The following is a 17,430-nucleotide window of genomic DNA, read 5'->3' as shown; positions in this document are numbered from 1 at the left end:
ATCGCCGGACTGCCGTGCTAGCATGCCGCGCATGAAATACCGCCAAGGATTGCGCGGGCCGCTGCTGCTGGGCCTGCTTTGCACGAGTAGTCTGGCGCTGGCCAAGGCCACGCTGGATGTGAAGATCGAACCCGCCAACGCGGCGCTGAAGGCCAATATCGAGGCCTACATCGGCGCCCTTGGCGATCGCAATGAAGAAGCCCTGCGACGTTTCCGGCGTTCCGCCGAGGACCAGGCGCGCCAGGCCGCGAAGGCGCTTGGCTATTACCAGGCCGAGATCGACAGCCGTATCGACGGCGGCAAGGACCCCTCCCTGCACCTGCTGGTGGTTCCCGGCGAGCCGGTGCGCCTGCGCAATGTCGTGATACGGATTGACGGCGAAGCCAGTGCCCACAAGGGCTTCCGCGTGCCGCAAAGCAAGGCGCTGACCCAGGGCGCCCAGCTCAACCAGGGCGCCTACGAAGACGCCAAGAAACTGATCCAGAACCAGGCCCTGCGCTTCGGCTTCTTCGATGGCCGCTTCACGCGCCAACGCCTGGACATCGACCCGCGCGCCGGCTTCGCCGATATCGAACTGGTCTACGACAGTGGCCCGCGCTACAGCCTGGGGGCGGTGACTTTCGACGGCGATACCCCCTTCGACCCGGATTTGCTGGCGCGGCTGGTGCCGTTCCCGGCCAATACGCCGTACGACTCCGACCAGGTCGCCAAGCTCAGCCAGAACCTGCAGGCCAGCGGCTATTTCGATGAAGTGCGGGTGGACGCCAGCCCGGTCAAGGGCGGCGGCCTGGTGATACCGGTCAAGGTCAAGCTGGCGGCGGTGAAGCCACGTACCGTCGGCCTGGGCGTCGGCTTCTCCACCGACGTGGGCCCGCGCGCCCGTGCCAACTGGACCCGTCACTGGATCAACCCCCAGGGCCATCGCCTGGGGGCGGAAACCGAGGTTTCCCCCGTGCGGCAGAACGTCGGCACCTGGTACGAGATTCCCCTCGACCCGCCGCTGACCGACACCTTGCGTTTTTCCACCGGCCTGCAGCGCGAGAACCTGGTGGACGTGGATAGCCGTCGCTTCACCATCGGTGGGCAGTGGCAGTCCAAATTGCCCAGTGACTGGCAACGGGTGGTCTCTCTGCGCTGGGAGCAGGAAACCTTCGACTTCGGCGATGGCAGCGACGATGGCCGCAGCAGCTTCCTCATCCCCGGCATCAGTTACGGCGTGACCCGCAGCGACAACAAACTCGACCCTAATCGCGGCTATTCGCTGCAGTTCGACGTTCGCGGCGCCAAGGAGGGCATCCTCTCCGACACCGACTTCACCTACGCCAGTGCCATGGCCAAGGGGCTTTACACCTTGCCCGGTGGCCATCGCGTGTTGGGCCGGGTGCAGGCCGGCGGCATCGCCACCACCGACTTCGACGCCATTCCGCCGTCCCTGCGCTTCTTCGCCGGTGGCGACCAGAGCGTGCGCGGCTACGACTATCAGACCCTCTCGCCGGAAGACAGCAACGGCAAGAAGGTGGGCGGCCGCTACCTGCTGGTGGGCAGCGCGGAATACCAGTTCCCGATCACCGAGAAGTGGCGTCTGGCGGCCTTCGTCGACCGTGGTAATGCCATGGATTCCCTCAATGCCGCGATGAAGAGCGGCGCCGGCCTGGGCGTGCGATGGGTCTCGCCGGTCGGACCGATCCGCCTCGACCTGGCCAAGGCCCTGGATGATCCGGGCGGCTACCGCATCCACTTCTCCATGGGGCCAGAACTGTGAGGCGCGCGCTGAAAGTTGGCATCGCGGGGCTCGCCGTCGTCCTGGCGAGCGTGGTGGCGGTTCCGGCCGTCCTGCTGTTCACGGAAACCGGTGGCCGCTGGCTGCTGGACCAGGTACCGGGGCTGGCGGTCGAGGAGTTCGACGGCACATTGGGCGGACGCTGGAGCGCCAAGAGCCTGATATGGCAGCAAGACGGCACAGCCTTGAAGGTAGAGGCGCCGCTGCTGGAGTGGTCCCCCGGCTGCCTGCTGCGTCGTACCCTTTGCATCGACGAGCTGGCCAGCGACAGCATTCAGCTGGACCTCCCGCCATCGGCTTCCGACGAAGACTCCGGTCCCGTCAGCCTGCCTGAGTTGCGCTTGCCCCTGGCGCTGGAGATTGGACAGGCGCGCGTCGGGCGCTTCGTGCTAGATGGCGACGACCAGCTGCAACGACTGGACCTGGTGGCCCACTGGCAGGCAGACGGCCTGCAACTGGAGCGCCTCAGCCTGCGTCGCGATGAACTGGCGTTGGAGCTGCACGGCACCCTGCGTCCTGAAGGCGATTGGCCGCTGACGCTGGAAGGCAGCCTGCAACTGCCGGCGCCCGGCGAGACGCCCTGGAAGCTGGCGCTGAAAGCCGACGGTGACCTGCAAGGCACGCTCAAGCTCCAGGCCGACAGCCGCGGCTATCTCAATGGCCGCCTGGATGGCGAGCTGCGACCCCTGGCGGAGAATCTGCCGGCTAGCGCCACGCTGCGGGCCGACGGCTTCAAGGCCAGCGCCGACCTGCCGGAAACGCTGACCCTCAATCAGGTGGAGCTGAGTGCCAAGGGCGACCTCAAGGACGGCTACGCGGTACAGGGCAAGGCCAGCCTGCCGGGGGAGGGCGGTGCGGTAACGCTGGACCTGGCGGGGCGCGTCGATGCCCGCGCTGCGGATATCCAGCAGCTTCTGCTCACCGGCGATCCGCAGCAGACCCTGGCGTTGCAGGGGCGCGTCGACTGGCAACAGGAGCTCACCATCGACAGCCGCCTGCAATGGCGCGATTTCCCCTGGCAACGACTGTTCCCCCAGGAGCAGCCGCCGCCGGTGGACATGCGGCAACTGGATGCCGAAGTGCGCTACGCCGAATCGCGCTACGAAGGCAGGTTCGATGCCCGCTTCAAGGGGCCGGCGGGCGACTTCAGCCTCGGCAGTCCGGTGGCCGGCGATCTCGCCAGCGTCACCCTGGCCGACCTGCAACTCAAGGCCGGGCAGGGCAAGGCCCAAGGCCAGGTGAAAGTCGATTTCGCCAACGGCGTGGGTTGGGACAGCCAACTGGCCCTGAGCGAACTGGACCCTTCCTTCTGGCTCGCTGAACTGCCAGGAACCCTGGCCGGCAAGCTGCAATCCCGGGGCGCCTGGCGGGACCAGCGTCTGGAGCTGAACGCCGATCTCGACCTCAAGGGCCAGCTGCGTGGCCAGCCCGCGCTGCTCCAGGCCAAGGCCGAGGGTGCAGGCGAGCGCTGGCTGCTCAATGCCCTGCACGTGCGCCTGGGGGACAACCGGATCGAAGGGCAGGGGCAGCTGGACCAGAAGCTCAGCGGCCATCTCGACCTGGCCCTGAATCGCCTCGGCCAGCTCTGGCCGAAGCTGTTCGGCAAGGCCCAGGGACGCCTCGACCTCGCCGGCACCCTGCAAGCGCCGCAGGGCAAGCTGGCGCTGACCGGCGAGCGCATGGGGCAGGGTGACAACCGTCTCGACCACCTGAAGCTGGATGCCCAGCTCGATGCCGCTCAGCGCGGCCGTGTGCTGGTGCAAGTGGATGGCCTGGCTGCCGGCGACAACGAATTCGGCACGTTGACGGCCGAGGGTTCCGGCGACCGTGTGCGCCAGCAGCTGGAACTCAATCTCAAGGGGCCGATGGTCGAGCTGTTGCTGGCGCTGGACGGCAAGCTGGACGCCGGCAACTGGCGCGGCCGCTTGGCGCGCGGCGAAGTCCAGGCCGGCGGCCAGGACTGGCGCCTGGAAGCACCGGCACGGCTGGAGCGGCTGGCTGACGGAAAACTCAATTTTGGTGCCCATTGCTGGCGTGCCGGGCAGGCGAGCCTTTGCGGCGGCGAGCAGCGCCTGATGCCTGAACCGAAGCTGGACTACCGCCTGCGCGACTTCCCCCTGGCCAGCCTGGCGCGCTGGCTGCCGGAAGACTTCGCCTGGCAGGGTGAACTGAATGCCGACCTCAAGCTGGACCTGCCGGCGAGCGGCCCCAATGGCCGCATCACCGTAGACGCTGGCAGTGGCGTACTGCGCCTGAAGGAAGAAGACCGCTGGCTCGACTTTCCCTACCAGCGCCTGTTGCTGGACAGCACCCTGCGTCCGCAACGCATAGACAGCCAATTGAGCTTCCAGGGGCAGGGACTGGGCGAGCTGCAACTGGACGCGCGAATCGATCCGCGCCCGACGAACAAGCCGTTGTCCGGGCAGTTCCGCCTGGATGGCCTGGACCTCGCCGTGCTGCGCCCCTTCGTGCCCAAGGTGGAAACCCTGGAAGGGCGCCTACAGGGCGCCGGCAGCTTGAGCGGCACCCTGCAGGCGCCTTACGTGCTGGGGAGCCTGCGCCTCGCCGATGGCCGCATCGGTGGCGGTGACTTGCCGATGAGCTTCGACGCATTGGGCCTGGACGCGCGCATTGCCGGGGAAAGCCTGGAACTGTCCGGGCAATGGCGCAGTGGCGAGCAGGGGCAGGGCAGCCTGTCCGGCAACCTGGCGTGGGCCAAGGGGCTGGATGTCGACCTTGAGCTGCGTGGGTCGCGCCTGCCGCTGGTGGTCGAGCCCTACGCCAACCTGGAAGTGGAGCCGGACCTGCGCATCGGTCTTGCCGGCGAGCGCCTGGCGGTGACCGGCAAGGTGCAGGTGCCGCGCGGCAAGATCAAGGTCCGCCAGCTACCGCCCCAGGCAGTCAAGGTCTCGCCGGATGCCCGCGTGGTGGGCGAACAGGATGAGGAACAGCAGCCGCTGCAGATGGCCATGAATGTCGACGTGGAAGTCGGTCAGGACCGCCTGCAGTTTTCCGGCTTCGGCCTGACCGCCGACCTCCAGGGCCACCTCAAGGTAGGTGACAACCTCACCGGCAACGGCGAACTGGTGCTGAAGAACGGTCGCTACCGCGCCTATGGCCAGCGCCTCGACCTGCGCCGCGCGCGCCTGCTGTTCGCCGGCCCGCTGGACCAGCCGTATCTCGACGTGGAAGCCGTGCGCAACGTGGGTGACGTCACCGCCGGCCTGCGCCTGAATGGCCGCGCCGACGAGCCGAGCACCGAAGTCTTCTCCAACCCGGCCATGAGCCAGGAACAGGCGCTGTCCTACCTGATCCTTGGCCGGCCGTTGAACAGCAGCGAAGGCGACGGCAATGCCGTGGGCCGCGCGGCGCTGGCCATGGGCCTGTCCGGCAGCGCACCGCTGACCAGCGAACTGGCCCAGCGCCTCGGCCTCAAGGACCTGCAGCTCGACGATGACGGAGCGATGGGCCAGATCACCGAGCGCCTGAGCATCCGCTATGGCCTCGGCGTGGTGGACTCCACCAGCGTCGTCGCGCTGCGCTACGAACTGACCAAGCGCCTCTACCTGGAAGCCGCGAGCGGCCTGGCCAGCTCCCTGGACCTGTTCTACAAGCGGGACTTCTAAGCGCGCATGCCTTGTGGGAGCGAATTGATTCGCGACTGGCCTGGCCACGAATGGTGGAAATAAAAAACGATTTCCACCCTGCGCGGCTAGCCGGATGAAATCGATCCGGTAGGGTGCGCCGTGCGCACCGGCGGATTGACGTGGGGCGAAAGCCGATCCCGGAATCGGTGCGCACAGCGCACCCTACGGTCCTCATGCCTGGTGAGGGCGAATTGATTCGCGAATGAAATTGCCTGCATGTCGTACAAGGGTGGACCACGCTTCACCGGTCCACCTTTCACAAGGGGGCTAGCCGGATGAAACCGATCCGTTAGGGCGCGCCGACGGTATGCTGTGCGGCCGGGGCCGATCCTGGAATCGGTGCGTTACCACTCACGCGAGACATGGAATGATCACTTGCTATCTGCGCTACACCCTCGATCCGTACAAGCTGGCGGAGTTCGAGCACTACGGGAAACTCTGGATTCCACTGGTGGAAAGATTCGGCGGCAAGCACCACGGCTACTTCCTGCCGTCCGAAGGCGCCAACAACATCGCCATGGCGATGTTTTCCTTCTCGAGCCTGGCGGCCTACGAGCAGTACCGGAAGGACTCCATGAACGATCCGGACTGCATCGCCGCCTTCAAGTACGCCGAAGACACCCGCTGCATTCTCAGCTACGAACGTACGTTCATGAGGCCGGTATTCGGGGATTGATCGAAGCCATCGGGAACGAGCCGATGCCAAGGCGCTTCCATCACCGGCGCTTCAGGCTTCGCTCTTCCCACCAATGCCAGACCTTCGTCGGTACCGAAAGCGTTCCATGGGCTGTTGCGGAGGTTCGTCTACCGCGAATCGCTGAGGTATCTCGAGTGGCTGCAAGCCCTGCGGCGACAGGGACCTGCGGATGCCGGAGTGCGGCTAGCGTGTGCGCCTGAAACGGTCGCGATAGGTCGTAGGCGTCAGTTCCGTTCGAGCCAGGAACAGGCGGGAGAACGAACTGGCGTCCGAGTATCCGACCTCGTTGATGATGGTTTCGATGTTCATGTCGGTGATCTCCAGCAGCTGTTTGGCGGCTTCAATCCGGAGATTCTGCAGATAGGTGATCGGCTGCATGCCAAGCGCGGTATTGAAGCGCCGCGTGAGGGTGCGCTGGCTGACGGACAGCTCGTCCGCCAGCGTCTTTATGCTCACGGGCTTTCGCATGTCCTGCTGCAATCGATATTGGGCCTTGGCGACCAGGCTGTCGCCATGATCCTCCGTGTCCGATAGCGGGAGATAGGCAGCCTGTGCGGTCTGACCCACATCCACCAACAGGGTCTTGGCGCAGAGCGAGGCGATGGATTGCGAGAAGAAATGCTCGATCATCCGCAGCGCCAGGTGCTGGTAGGTGGGTATCCCGCCTGCGCAGATCAACCGCTCATCCTCGGTGAGCAGGTGCCTGACATCGAGGTGCACGCGCGGGTAGCGCTGACGGAAACGCCGCTCCAGCCACCAGGTGGTCGTGGCGTTGCGCTTGTCCAGCAGGCCCACCTCGGCCAACAGGAATGTGCCGGTGCAATTGGCGGCAATGATCGCGTCTTGCTGCCATTGCGTCGCGACCCAGCTGCCGAGGTTCGCCTGGGATTCGAGGAAGCGTTCGAATGCGTCCTGGCCGCTGTAGAAGACGCCCGGGATATACACCAGGTCGAACTGGTCGTGGCTGGCTATTGATTCCGTGGCGAGCGTCAGGCCCCCGCTGACATTGACCGGGCCGCCCGCCAGCGAAACGAACTTCCATTCGAAGGGCTTCATGTGCTCGCCGAACTGCTTGCGGGCATGGGCGTTGGCGACCTGGAAGAGGTCCATCAGCCCAGTCAGGCTGGAGGCATAGCAACCTTCGAGAGTGATCAAGGCGACGCTGGGCATGGCTGAATCTCGTGTATGTCTGCTTTCGCATAGTAACTGTCAAATTCGCCAATCCACTAGAGCAAAAGCGCTCCTTAGACTCGACGCCATCGATCAACCCAGCCCAGACAGGTGAATGATGGCAACGTTTCCCAAGCGAATGGCCGATGAGCTTTATCACGACTTGATGTCCTCCGAGGCGGTGCGCGAGATCCGCAGAGAGGTCCGCGCATTTGCCGACGAGTTCGTTGCGCCCCGCGCCTATGAGATCGCTCATCGCGATGAGAGCGTTGAGAGCTTCCCGCGTGATGTGTTCGATGCGATGGCACGCCAGGGCATCTTCAGGATTCCGTTTGCCGCGCGTGATGGCGGCCGTGGCCTTGAGCACCGGGTGCTGGCGACGGCCACCGTCTGTGAGGAGCTGGCCTATCACAGCAACTCGATTGCCGCGGTGTTCGACGTGCACTGCATCCTGGCCGGCCGGACCCTGGAAAGAGGGAGCGACTTCATCCGCGACCGCTATCTCAAGCCGCTGATCAACGGCGACAAGATCGGCGCCTTCGCCACGACCGAGCCGCTGGCCAGCACCGACCTGTCGCCCAAGGCGGTTTCGACCTTCGCCCGGCGAGACGGGGATCGCTACATCATCAACGGGCAAAAGCGCTTCATCAGCAATTCGCCGGTTGCCGATTTCATCGTCGTGCTCTGTCGCAGCGAGGAAGACGGCATGGTTGAACTGGTGGTGGAGACCAACCAGCCGGGCGTGCGGATCGGCAAGCCCGACCGGAAAATGGGAAACCGCGGGCAGCTGACGGCCGACGTGCATTTCAACGACGTGGAGGTTCCGGTCGAGCGGCGGATCGGTGAGCCCAATCAAGGGCTGCGACTGGCGCTGGCGACCCTGACCTTCGGGCGGATTGGCATTGCCGCGACCGGAGTCGGCATGGCGCAATCGGCGTTCGACCATTCGACGGCGCATCTCGTTAGCCGGGAGGCGTTCGGCAAGAAGCTCGGTGCGTTCCAGCATTGGCAGTTCCGCATGGCCGAGCGGGCCACGCAGATCGAGAACGCGCGCAACCTCTACATCAAGGCCGCGTTGCGGATGGACCTGGGCGTCGAGTTTCCTGAGCCCGAGGCGGGAATGGCCAAGTTCTATGCCACCGAGGCGGCCGGGGACATGGCGCGCGATGGCGTGCAGATATTCGGCGGCTATGGCTTCCTGCGAGAGCTTTCCGAAGACGGCAGCCACTACAAGGTGGAAGAGATCTACCGGGACAACAAGATCAGCGAGATCTACGAAGGCACCAACGAGATCCAGCGCATGGTCATTGCACGGCAGATCTTCGGGAAGGAGCTGGTGGGCTAGTCCCCGAGGAAGCGGTTGGCACTCTGTTTCGTGAGGTGCGGAGTGCCGACAACCTGTGCTATCTGCGTGCTCCAGTTGTTTTGAATTCCAGAGAAGCGAAGAAAATGACCAGACTCCGCAGTGATGCATCCATCGAGCAACTCAATCGCCTTGGCAACGACTGTCTTCCCGGTTTGTTCGGCGTGGAAATGACGGAGCTGGCAGAGGGGGCGATGAACAGTCGAATGACAATCCAGCCCGCGCATCTCGCACCGAATGGCTATCTGCACGCCGCAACCATCGTCGCTCTCGCGGACACCACCTGCGGCTGCGCCACCATGGCTCATCTGCCGGATGGCGCGCTTTCCTTCACCACGATCGAGCTGAAGAGCAATCATCTGGGCACTGCAAGGCAGGGCGCTCTGCGTTGTGAGGCGCGCGCGCAGCACCTCGGCAGAACTACTCAGGTCTGGGATGCGGTCGTGACAGACGAAGCCTCCGGCCAGAAGCTTGCCTTGTTCCGTTGTACCCAGATGGTGCTGTGGCCGAAGCCTTGAACGTGGCTCAGTTGGCCGAGGCCACTGCCTCGTCGCGGCAGGCCGAAGGACTTAGCCCGGTCCAGCGCTTGAAGGCCCGGCGGAAGCCACGCACATCGCTGTAGCCGAGCTCTTCGGCAATTCGCTCGATGGGCATTTCCGGGTTGTTCAGCAGGCTCATGGCGCGTGCCCGGCGCACCTGCTCCAGCAAGGCGTCGAAGGTCACGGCGTGCTCGGCAAGGCGTCGGCGCAGGGTGCGGCTGCTCATGTTGAGGTCGCTGGCGACCTTCTCGATCTGGCTGCCATGGGGCAAGTCGCGGGCGATGGCGCGTTCCACCGTTTGCAGCAGGTCTATTTTCTGCTGCACCTGGGCGCTTTCCAGTTCCAGCAGATTGAGCGCCTGGCGCAGGGCGACAGGGTGGTGGGTGGGCAGTTGGGTGTCCAGCCAATGGCTGGCGATCACCATGCGGTTGTGCAGGCAGCCGAAATGCACGTTCGGCCCCAGCAGACGGCGGTACTCGGCTTCGTAGGTCGGGGCGGCGTGGGTGAACTCGAAACGCAGGGGCTGGAAGTCGGCACTGATCAGCGCGCGGTTGTAGACCATGACGCTGGCGAAGAACTCCTCCACCGCGAACACCTGGACGTCGGCGTACGGCAGCCGGCATTCCACTTCCAGGAAACTCTCCTCGGCGCCTTCCTGCAGGCTGGACACCGCCATGCCGCCGGAGGTGTGCTGGAAGCGCACGCCGACCTTGAAGGCATCGCGCAGGGTCCTGCACAGGGACAGCACATGGCCAAGCAGGCCGAGGGTGCCGAGCACGTTGCGGTGCCCGACCCAGAGGCCGAGGCCCCGCTCGGGGAGCGCCGTGAGTGCGCGCTGGATCATCGTTGTCGCCTGCCGATAGGAGATGCGTTGGGCAGGGTCCTGCAGGTCGTCCGGGGTGAACCCCAGGCCCCGGCACAGGCGCTCGCTGCTGACACCTTTGTCGCTCGCGACTTCCGCCAGGGTTTGCAGGAGGAAGGGCGAAACCAGGGCCAGTTCGAATGGGGAGTCGATGGTTTTCATGGGCATGGAGCGCTGCTCCCGAGCTGGGGCACCTTCGGTTCTTGTTCTGGGTTGTGCCGCGCGGCCTGGGTGCGGCGGCGGAGCCATCTTATCGCGTTCGTGGGCGAATCATGGGTGGATGTAACAAAAGATTGCGGCCTGTCCCCGAAAGCCCCCCTGATTGGCCGGCAATGCCCTGCATCATCTGGTGTTGAGCGCTTATTTCTATGCTGTGCCCAGGGCCATGCCCGGGCGTTGTCCGCCAACAATAAGAATGAGCCCAACCATGAACCCGATCCGTGTTCCCCAGCTGCCGTTGCTGGCAGCCTCCCTCGCCATTGCGTCGTCCCTCGCGCTATCGGCCCACGCCACCGAAAACGGTGTCGACAACATCGGCCCCGGTACCGATGGCTTCTTCGTCCTGCCGCTGGACGTGAACAACCTGCCGGACCACATGTTCGCCTTCAACCTCTACTACAACCACTACGAGGCGAAGAAGCTGGACATCAGCTCCCTCGGTGGCAAGGTGCCGGACGTGAAGATCACGTCCGACGCGATCATCCCGCGCCTGGACTACCTGAGCCCGCTGCGGGTCTTCGGCGGCCGCCTGGGTGGCTATGTCGCGCAACCCTACATGCGCCAGCAGGTCTCGCTGTTCGGCCTGGATGACCGCCGTGAGAGCCAGGGCGACACCACGATCGCACCGATCATCCTCTGGGACATGGGCAAGGACCTGACCCTGGGTGCCGCGCTGGAGATTACCCTGCCCACCGGCGACTACGACGCCACGCGCCTGGCCAACACCAGCAACAACTTCTACACCTACAAGCCGCTGGTTTCCGCGACCTGGCTGCCCTCCGAGCGCACCGAGCTGTCAGTGAAGGCCACCTACAGCTTCAACGAGGAAAACCACGACACCGACTACCGCTCCGGGCAGTTGTTCCACTTCGACTATTCCGCCAGCTACCGGGTGACCGACAACCTCAGACTGGGCCTGAACGGCTACTACCTGAAGCAGACCACCGACGACGAGCAGTTCGGCCGGACCGTGACCTTCATGGGCGAGGACGTCGACGACGGCGTGCGTGGCCAGGTGTTCGCCATCGGCCCGGCCGCGTACCTGACCTTCTTCAAGTACGCCAGTTTCGAGATGCGCTGGGCCAAGGAATACGCAGTGGAGAACCGCCCCGAGGGCGAAATGTTCTGGGCCAAGCTGAACCTTCCCTTCACCCTTTGATCATTCCCCGGACACAAGAAAACCTCAGGTCGGTGACCTGAGGTTCCGGTTGAGCGCCGGAAGTCTCGCCTCAATAGACTTCCTCTCTTCGTAGGGTGGGTAGAGCTGAGCGAAACCCGCCATTGGGCAATGGCGCTGGCCTCAGCTGTACACCGGCCAGGTCTCGACGATCCGGCCATCGCGCACCGCCAACAGGTCGCCGAACTGCAGCAGCACCGATTCGGACTGGGTCGGCCGCAGGAAAACCTGATCGTCCACCCCCAGGCCAATGGCGCTGGAGCCGTTGACCATCTCCTGGTTGGAGCTGCGGCCGTAGAGGCCGTTGAACCGCAGGCCGCTGGGCGACTCGAGTTCAGCCATCCAGTTGCCGCCGTAGATGAAGTAGGTTTCGCGCTGGTTGGGGTCCCACCAGGAGAACAGGGCCGACTTGCCGTCCAGCGCCGGAATCTTCACCGCCCCTGTGCTCTTGAGCACCGGAGTGGCGATGAAGGCCGCAGGCTGGTGATCCACCAGCGATGGCAGGTCATAGTGAGTCGGCTTGAGCAGCGCCGAACCCACCGACACCTCGCTGCTGGTGCGTTCGTTCTCATGCATGCGGTAGCTCGGGCTGCCGGCGGTGTTGAGCGTCAGGCCCGGCTTCCATAGCGCAGCGTGTTGCGTGCGGGCGTAATCGACGAAGCCGTCGTAGAGCGTCATGACCTTGGTGAAGAGCTCAATCGGCGAACCGAGGATGCCGGGCACGCCCATGCCGACGAAGGGGTCGTAGCCCATGAAACCGGCGAACTCAAGGTGCTGCGGGTTGGCACCAATCAAGTTGAGCATCCGCCCCAGGGTCGACTTGTCCTGCACCCCGCCACGGTGCAGCCCGACATCCAGCTCGATGTTGATCCGCATCCGTGTGTTCAGGGCCCGGGCCAGCGCCAGATACTGCTGAAGGCGTTCGGGAGTGTCGATCAGCCACTGCAGCAGGGTCGTCGGATCGAACGGGCCACGATGGTTTTCGTAGAAGAGCTGCGCTGAACGCACGGGCAGCGGCTTGCCCAGCAGGAGGTCGGCGTCGGGAAAGCGCTCGGCATCGTGATTGAGGAACGGCTGGTGGAACGACATCAGCCGGCGGGTGCCGGCGCGTTTGGCGATGTAGTCGAGCAGCTGCGGCGACGGCAGAGACTTCTCCACCAGGCGCAGTGCCTTGCCGGCGCGACGGACCGACTGCATCACCACGTCGATGTTGTGATCCAGCCGGTCCAGGTCGATCAGCATCACCGGCCTCATAGGCCCGAAGGCCTTGAGCTCGCGATTCAACCTGGCGAAGTACTCGCTGTATGGGGCGCCCTTGTCGGCCGGTCGCAGCCAGGCGCCAACCCCGGCGAGCAGTACGCCCGCACCGGCCGTAGCGGCGATGAAGTTGCGGCGATTCATGGGTTCTCCTTGTTGTCAGGCCACGCCCAGGATCGATGACAGATGGGCATTGAGGAACTTGCCGTTCGGGTCCAGCTCCCGGCGCACCTCGGTGAACTCCTTCCAGCGCGGATAGAGCGGTTGCAAGGTGCGTGCGTTCAGCGTGTGCAACTTGCCCCAGTGCGGCCGGCCGGCGTACTTCCAGAAGATCGGCTCGATGGCGGCGAAGAAGTTGTGGTGGTCCATGCTGTAGTGCTGGTGCACGGAGATCGAACAGCTGTCGCGGCCCTCGAACATGCTCAGGGGGATGTCGTCAGCCTTCACGTAGCGGTACTCGATGGGGAACCAGGTGCGCAGGTCCTTGTCGCGGATCAGCTTGAGAATCTCCCGCAGGCAGGCCGGGCCATGCTCGGCCGGGACCGAGTACTCCATCTCGTTGAAGCGCACGTTGCGCACGTTGGCGTAGATCTCGTAGGACTCGCCGACCCGGTCATCGAAACTGGCGATATGGCGCAGGCTGTTGAGCAGCGCCCGGCGCGCGGCGGGAAAGTCGCTGCCGTACTTGTCGAGGCCCTCGATGATGCTGACGAATTCGTTGCCGCCCTCCTCGGTCGGGTCCAGCGGCGGCGTCGCCGGGTCGGTGGTCTCGTTCAGGGCAATGGACAGCGCGTAGTCGGAATGGGTGATCACCAGCATTTCCCAGTGCTGGTTCTCGCGGGTGTTCTTCTCCACGTCTTCAAGCAGTTCCTCGGTGCTGGCGATCCATTGCCGCTCGCGCAGGCGATAGGCCTCGCGGTTTTGCAGGCGTATCCGAGTCGCCACGCCGAGGGCGCCGAGGGATACCCGTGCGGCGTTGAAGACCTCGGGATTGCGCTGAGCGTCGCAGTCCAGCACGTCGCCGCTGGCGGTCACCAGTTGCATGCCCGTGACAAGGGATGAGTAGGAGCCGAAGCCGACGCCGGTGCCGTGGGTCGAGGTGGAGATCGCCCCGGCCAGGGTCTGGTAGTCGATGTCGGCCATGTTCGGCAGTGCCTGGCCGATCTCCTTCAGTGCCGGGCCCATGAACGACATCGGCGTGCCGGCGGCGAACTCGGCCTGCAGGGTAGCGGCATCGTGTGCGAGCAGGCCATTGAAGAAGCTGAGCGAGAGCAGGGTTCCGTCGGTGGGCACCAGGGCGCTGAAGGAGTGCGCCGAGCCCACCGGGCGGACCTTGCCCTCGGCCTGACGGATGATCTGGACCAATTCATCCAGGCTCTTCGGTGCCACTCGCGCCTGCGGCAGGCAGCTCTGCCCGCCGGACCAGTTGCGCCAGGGAATCAGGCGTGGCGCGCGAACCAGCTGGGCCATCGCCGGGTTACTGGAAAGTGCGGTGAACGCACCGGCGACGCCGGCCCGCTGCAACAGCTGACGTCGGGTGAGGTGTATAGCCATGGGGGACCTTTTGCTTATTGGACGGGCTGGCCGGACATGAAGGAAATCAGCGCCAGGAACTCTTCTTCCGAGCACTGCATGCACATGCCCATCGGCGGCATGCCGTTGTAGCCGTTGATGCTGTGATCCAGCAGGCTGTCCACCCCCTGGGCGACGCGTGGGCTCCAGGCCGCCACATCGCCGGTCTGCGGTGCCCCGGAGGCCGGGTTGGCGTGGCACATCTTGCAGCTGTTGTCGTAGACCTGCGCCAGCTCCTTGTCAGCGGGCGTCAGCGTTGTAGCGGGGCGTGGCGTCGCGGATTCGGGGGCTTCACCGCAGCCGGCGAGCCATCCGGCCAGGGCCAGCAAGGCAGCGATGCGGAGCAGCCTCGATCTGGGGTTCTGCATGGCGTTCCTCTCTTGTGCCGTGCCGCCAGTGGGGCACGGGTTCTTGTTGTGACAGGCAGAGGGAAACACTAAGGCAGGTGCTGTCCGCGCCTGAGGGTATTGGCGGCCAACAAGGGGGGCTTATAAGGCCAGCGCATTGGCTACTGGCTGATTCGATGGGGGCGGCGCAAGTCGTCCATATCCCTGGCAAATCATCAGGAAGTCGCTTGTGCACCGAGACTGGTTAACCGATATGCGCAAGGGATGTGGACCGCAGCAGATCCATCAAGGCCAGGATGATCAGGGTGGCGACTATGAACCTGGAAATGGCGATGAAGGTGGCCGGTAGCAGGGGCAAGTCCAGCAACCGTCGCAGCAGGGCGATCTGCGAGAACACGTACCAGATGCAAACGAGGATCGTGAGAACCATCGCCAGCACTACCTGGATACCTGCCAGCAGGTTGGCCGCGATCAGCACGATGGACAGAGGGGAGGCCAGGTAGCACTGGATGTAGAAAGGTTCGCGCAGGGTCGTGGGGCTCATGCGGACGCGTCGCACCCGCAGCATGGCCATGGCTGGCATCAGCACGTACAGACCGTAGCTGAGGCTGCGCACCAGCAGCGTCAGCCACTCGCCGAAGATCCATGGCGAAGGTCGATCCGCTATGGCAAAACCGAGGAGATGGGCGAGGACGATGGAAAGGATCAGCATCAGCGGTGGGCTGAGCATGCCGCTGAAGCGCCGGTCAGGCTGCTCCGCGAGTTGTTGCCGGGTATAGAGCGAAACGGCGATGGGGTTGCGTAGCACTCGCCAGAGCGTTCGCGGAAAGGAAACGGGCCAGGTCGCGACCTTCCGGAAGAATGCTTCGAGTGATTGCAGGCTGCGCAAGACGACCACCATCCGACAAGCATCTGGAATGGTTGGGAGGTTGCCACGCGCCCGTTACAGGGGCATCACGGGCAACCCACAACTGATCTGCGCGATGCGTTCGAAGCAGATCCAGTTCACCTGAGCTTAGCCGAGCGATCTCCGGCATTCGTTTTACCGCCAGCGGGGAAGGGCTCGCCCTTAATGCTGGAGTGCAGAAGGTGACGTGGCTGGACGCTCACGATCACTGGGGATGTCGATCTTCAGCGAGTGGTTAGGCGTCCGTGTGTCCTTGGCGCCGAAGGACGACATGCGTGGCTTTCTCCGAGGCTACGCATTCAACGCACTCGTATCCCAGAGCCCGTAGGTCAACGCCTTCGAACAGCGCTTCTCCCCGGCCGAGCAGGACCGGCGTGATGGCAATGTGCAGTTCATCAATGAGGCCTTCCCGAAGGTACTGCCGGATGGTGTCCGGCCCTCCGCCGATCCGTATGTCCATTCCGGCAGCGGCCTCGCGCGCCCGGTCGAGCGCCTCACGAATGCCCCCTGTTATGAAGTGGAACGTCGTGCCGCCTTCCATCTCGATAGGGGGGCGAGCATGGTGGGTCAAGATGAAGGCTGGAACGTGATACGGCGGATTATCTCCCCACCAGCCTTTCCAGTTGGTGTCCGGCCAATTTCCACGAATGGGTCCGAACATGTTTCTCCCAAGAATCCAGGCCCCGACATTCTGAAAGCCACGGGCGGCGAAATCATCGTCAACCCCGGTCGTACCGTCGTCCTTGCCGAACAAGGCACGCTGGAATGTGCGCGTTGGGATCAGCCACTGGTGCAGCTCCGTCCCGCCGACACCGAGCGGATTGTCGATGCTTTGCTCCGGGCCTGCTCCGTATCCGTCGAGCGAGATGGTGAAGCCCTCAACGCGAACCCGTGTCATCGTTTGCCTCCGTCTGGACGCTTGGCAGGTAATCAACGGACGCCGGTGAAGGCAGTAAATCCGCATTAATGCCAGTTTAGAGAACGGCGACTGCTGGTGGTCGAAAGCAAACGCTCAGAGCGTGAAAAATCTCCCCCTTGGCTCACGAACCTGGCCAAGACTGAATACAATTCGTGTCCGATTACCCTGGGCCATGAACATGGCTGCATCGAACAAGGAACTCGCCTCGATGGCTTCCCCAAATAAACAGCAAAAACGCGCCCAGCGTGCCAAAGCCAAGGCCAAGCAGAACCGCTCGGGCAAAGCCAAAGCCAATGTCGTACATCCGCTGTTAGCCAATCCGCTGGTCAACGAGCCATTCGATGATGTCGAAATCGACCTGAGCACCTTCGATTTCAAAGACATCGAAGAGAACGGTTTCGACCCGGCACACTTCGACGACCTGTTCCAGGCGATGAAGGTCGGCGAAGGCATCAGCCTGCTGGCGATGTGTCTGGTATTCCTGCAATACCCGGTATTGGAGCTGGTGGTCGCGGAGGAATCGCAAGAGTCGGCGATCGACTTCATGATGGGGCTGCTGATTGTCTACCGCGGGATCTTCCACGATGAAGACGAAGACACGGCAGTGAACTGGGTCGGTAGCGACGCTTTCCAGAAGGCCTACAACGAAGCCTCGATGATCCTGGAGAAGAAGAATGCTCGCGGCACCCCAAACACCCGTGTTTGAAAGAGGAAGGGGGGAGACCACGACCAGTTGTTATCGGTCTTTGCGTCTTGATAATCGCAGCAGGTTGCTGAGTAGCCTCGATTTCATGCAGTCGAACCTGACGTCCCAGATGCGGATATCGCAGCTTCAGGACTGCTTGTCAGTCGGGTGAGAAGCGCCGTGTACGCCAGTGATTGAGCGCCGCGCAGGCTCGGTTTCGCGATCTACGTGGTTGCCGGCGGATAGGCGCTGAGGAAAGTTTCATTTTTTGGAACAGCCCTGCTGGAGC

The 17,430-nt window shown here is 63.9% G+C and carries 14 protein-coding genes; 7 read left to right on the top strand and 7 right to left on the bottom strand.

All coding sequences use genetic code 11. The features are described from left to right. Positions 1 to 31 precede the first annotated feature (31 nt). From E8E91_RS03540 to E8E91_RS03530, 3 genes are all read left to right on the top strand, one after another. Positions 32 to 1,762 carry an autotransporter assembly complex family protein gene (locus E8E91_RS03540; RefSeq protein WP_280374631.1) on the top strand — a complete coding sequence of 577 codons (1,731 nt, stop codon included), beginning with the start codon at positions 32 to 34 and terminating at the stop codon, positions 1,760 to 1,762. Continuing rightward, the gene (locus E8E91_RS03535) at positions 1,759 to 5,406 is read left to right on the top strand and encodes a translocation/assembly module TamB domain-containing protein (protein WP_280374630.1); all 3,648 of its coding nucleotides are present in this window, start codon (positions 1,759 to 1,761) and stop codon (positions 5,404 to 5,406) included. The genes E8E91_RS03540 and E8E91_RS03535 overlap by 4 nt, the downstream gene beginning before the upstream one ends. A 388-nt stretch (positions 5,407 to 5,794) precedes the next feature. Continuing rightward, positions 5,795 to 6,103 carry an NIPSNAP family protein gene (locus tag E8E91_RS03530; RefSeq protein WP_280374629.1) on the top strand — a complete coding sequence of 103 codons (309 nt, stop codon included), beginning with the start codon at positions 5,795 to 5,797 and terminating at the stop codon, positions 6,101 to 6,103. A gap of 204 nt (positions 6,104 to 6,307) precedes the next feature. On the opposite strand, the gene E8E91_RS03525 is transcribed toward E8E91_RS03530, so the two are convergent. Beyond that, a complete protein-coding gene (locus tag E8E91_RS03525) occupies positions 6,308 to 7,294 on the bottom strand; it encodes a helix-turn-helix domain-containing protein (protein WP_280374628.1) in 987 nt (328 codons plus the stop codon). Positions 7,295 to 7,409: 115 nt separating this feature from the next. Between E8E91_RS03525 and E8E91_RS03520 the strand changes: the two genes are divergently transcribed. Beyond that, complete coding sequence (locus tag E8E91_RS03520) at positions 7,410 to 8,639, top strand: acyl-CoA dehydrogenase family protein (protein WP_280374627.1); 1,230 nt, start codon at positions 7,410 to 7,412, stop codon at positions 8,637 to 8,639. 104 nt (positions 8,640 to 8,743) lie between these two features. Then, positions 8,744 to 9,175: a PaaI family thioesterase gene (locus tag E8E91_RS03515; RefSeq protein ID WP_280374626.1), complete on the top strand. Its 432-nt coding sequence runs from the start codon at positions 8,744 to 8,746 to the stop codon at positions 9,173 to 9,175. A gap of 7 nt (positions 9,176 to 9,182) precedes the next feature. Here E8E91_RS03515 and E8E91_RS03510 read toward each other — a convergent pair whose 3' ends face one another. After that, positions 9,183 to 10,226, bottom strand: a complete 1,044-nt coding sequence (locus E8E91_RS03510; protein ID WP_280374625.1) for an AraC family transcriptional regulator — start codon at positions 10,224 to 10,226, stop codon at positions 9,183 to 9,185. Positions 10,227 to 10,485: 259 nt separating this feature from the next. Between E8E91_RS03510 and E8E91_RS03505 the strand changes: the two genes are divergently transcribed. Then, complete coding sequence (locus E8E91_RS03505; protein ID WP_280374624.1) at positions 10,486 to 11,436, top strand: transporter; 951 nt, start codon at positions 10,486 to 10,488, stop codon at positions 11,434 to 11,436. Between the two features lie 141 nt (positions 11,437 to 11,577). Here E8E91_RS03505 and E8E91_RS03500 read toward each other — a convergent pair whose 3' ends face one another. From E8E91_RS03500 to E8E91_RS03480, 5 genes are all read right to left on the bottom strand, one after another. After that, positions 11,578 to 12,786, bottom strand: coding sequence for a DSD1 family PLP-dependent enzyme (locus E8E91_RS03500; protein ID WP_280374651.1), 1,209 nt, complete (start codon positions 12,784 to 12,786; stop codon positions 11,578 to 11,580). A gap of 84 nt (positions 12,787 to 12,870) precedes the next feature. Beyond that, positions 12,871 to 14,181, bottom strand: a complete 1,311-nt coding sequence (locus tag E8E91_RS03495) for a D-arabinono-1,4-lactone oxidase (protein ID WP_280374650.1) — start codon at positions 14,179 to 14,181, stop codon at positions 12,871 to 12,873. Positions 14,182 to 14,279: 98 nt separating this feature from the next. Beyond that, positions 14,280 to 14,651 (bottom strand): cytochrome c5 family protein, encoded by a 372-nt coding sequence (locus E8E91_RS03490; RefSeq protein WP_280374623.1) that lies wholly within the window; start codon positions 14,649 to 14,651, stop codon positions 14,280 to 14,282. Between the two features lie 223 nt (positions 14,652 to 14,874). Next, complete coding sequence (locus tag E8E91_RS03485; RefSeq protein WP_280374622.1) at positions 14,875 to 15,438, bottom strand: hypothetical protein; 564 nt, start codon at positions 15,436 to 15,438, stop codon at positions 14,875 to 14,877. A 334-nt stretch (positions 15,439 to 15,772) separates the two neighbouring features. After that, entirely contained in the window at positions 15,773 to 16,435 is a 663-nt protein-coding gene (locus E8E91_RS03480) for a dihydrofolate reductase family protein (RefSeq protein ID WP_280374621.1), read from the bottom strand. A gap of 229 nt (positions 16,436 to 16,664) precedes the next feature. Between E8E91_RS03480 and E8E91_RS03475 the strand changes: the two genes are divergently transcribed. Further along, entirely contained in the window at positions 16,665 to 17,162 is a 498-nt protein-coding gene (locus E8E91_RS03475) for a hypothetical protein (RefSeq protein ID WP_280374649.1), read from the top strand. Positions 17,163 to 17,430: the final 268 nt, after the last annotated feature.

Source organism: Pseudomonas sp. BN515, assembly GCF_029873155.1.
Lineage (GTDB): Bacteria > Pseudomonadota > Gammaproteobacteria > Pseudomonadales > Pseudomonadaceae > Metapseudomonas.
This window is presented reverse-complemented; position numbering and strand designations above follow the sequence as displayed.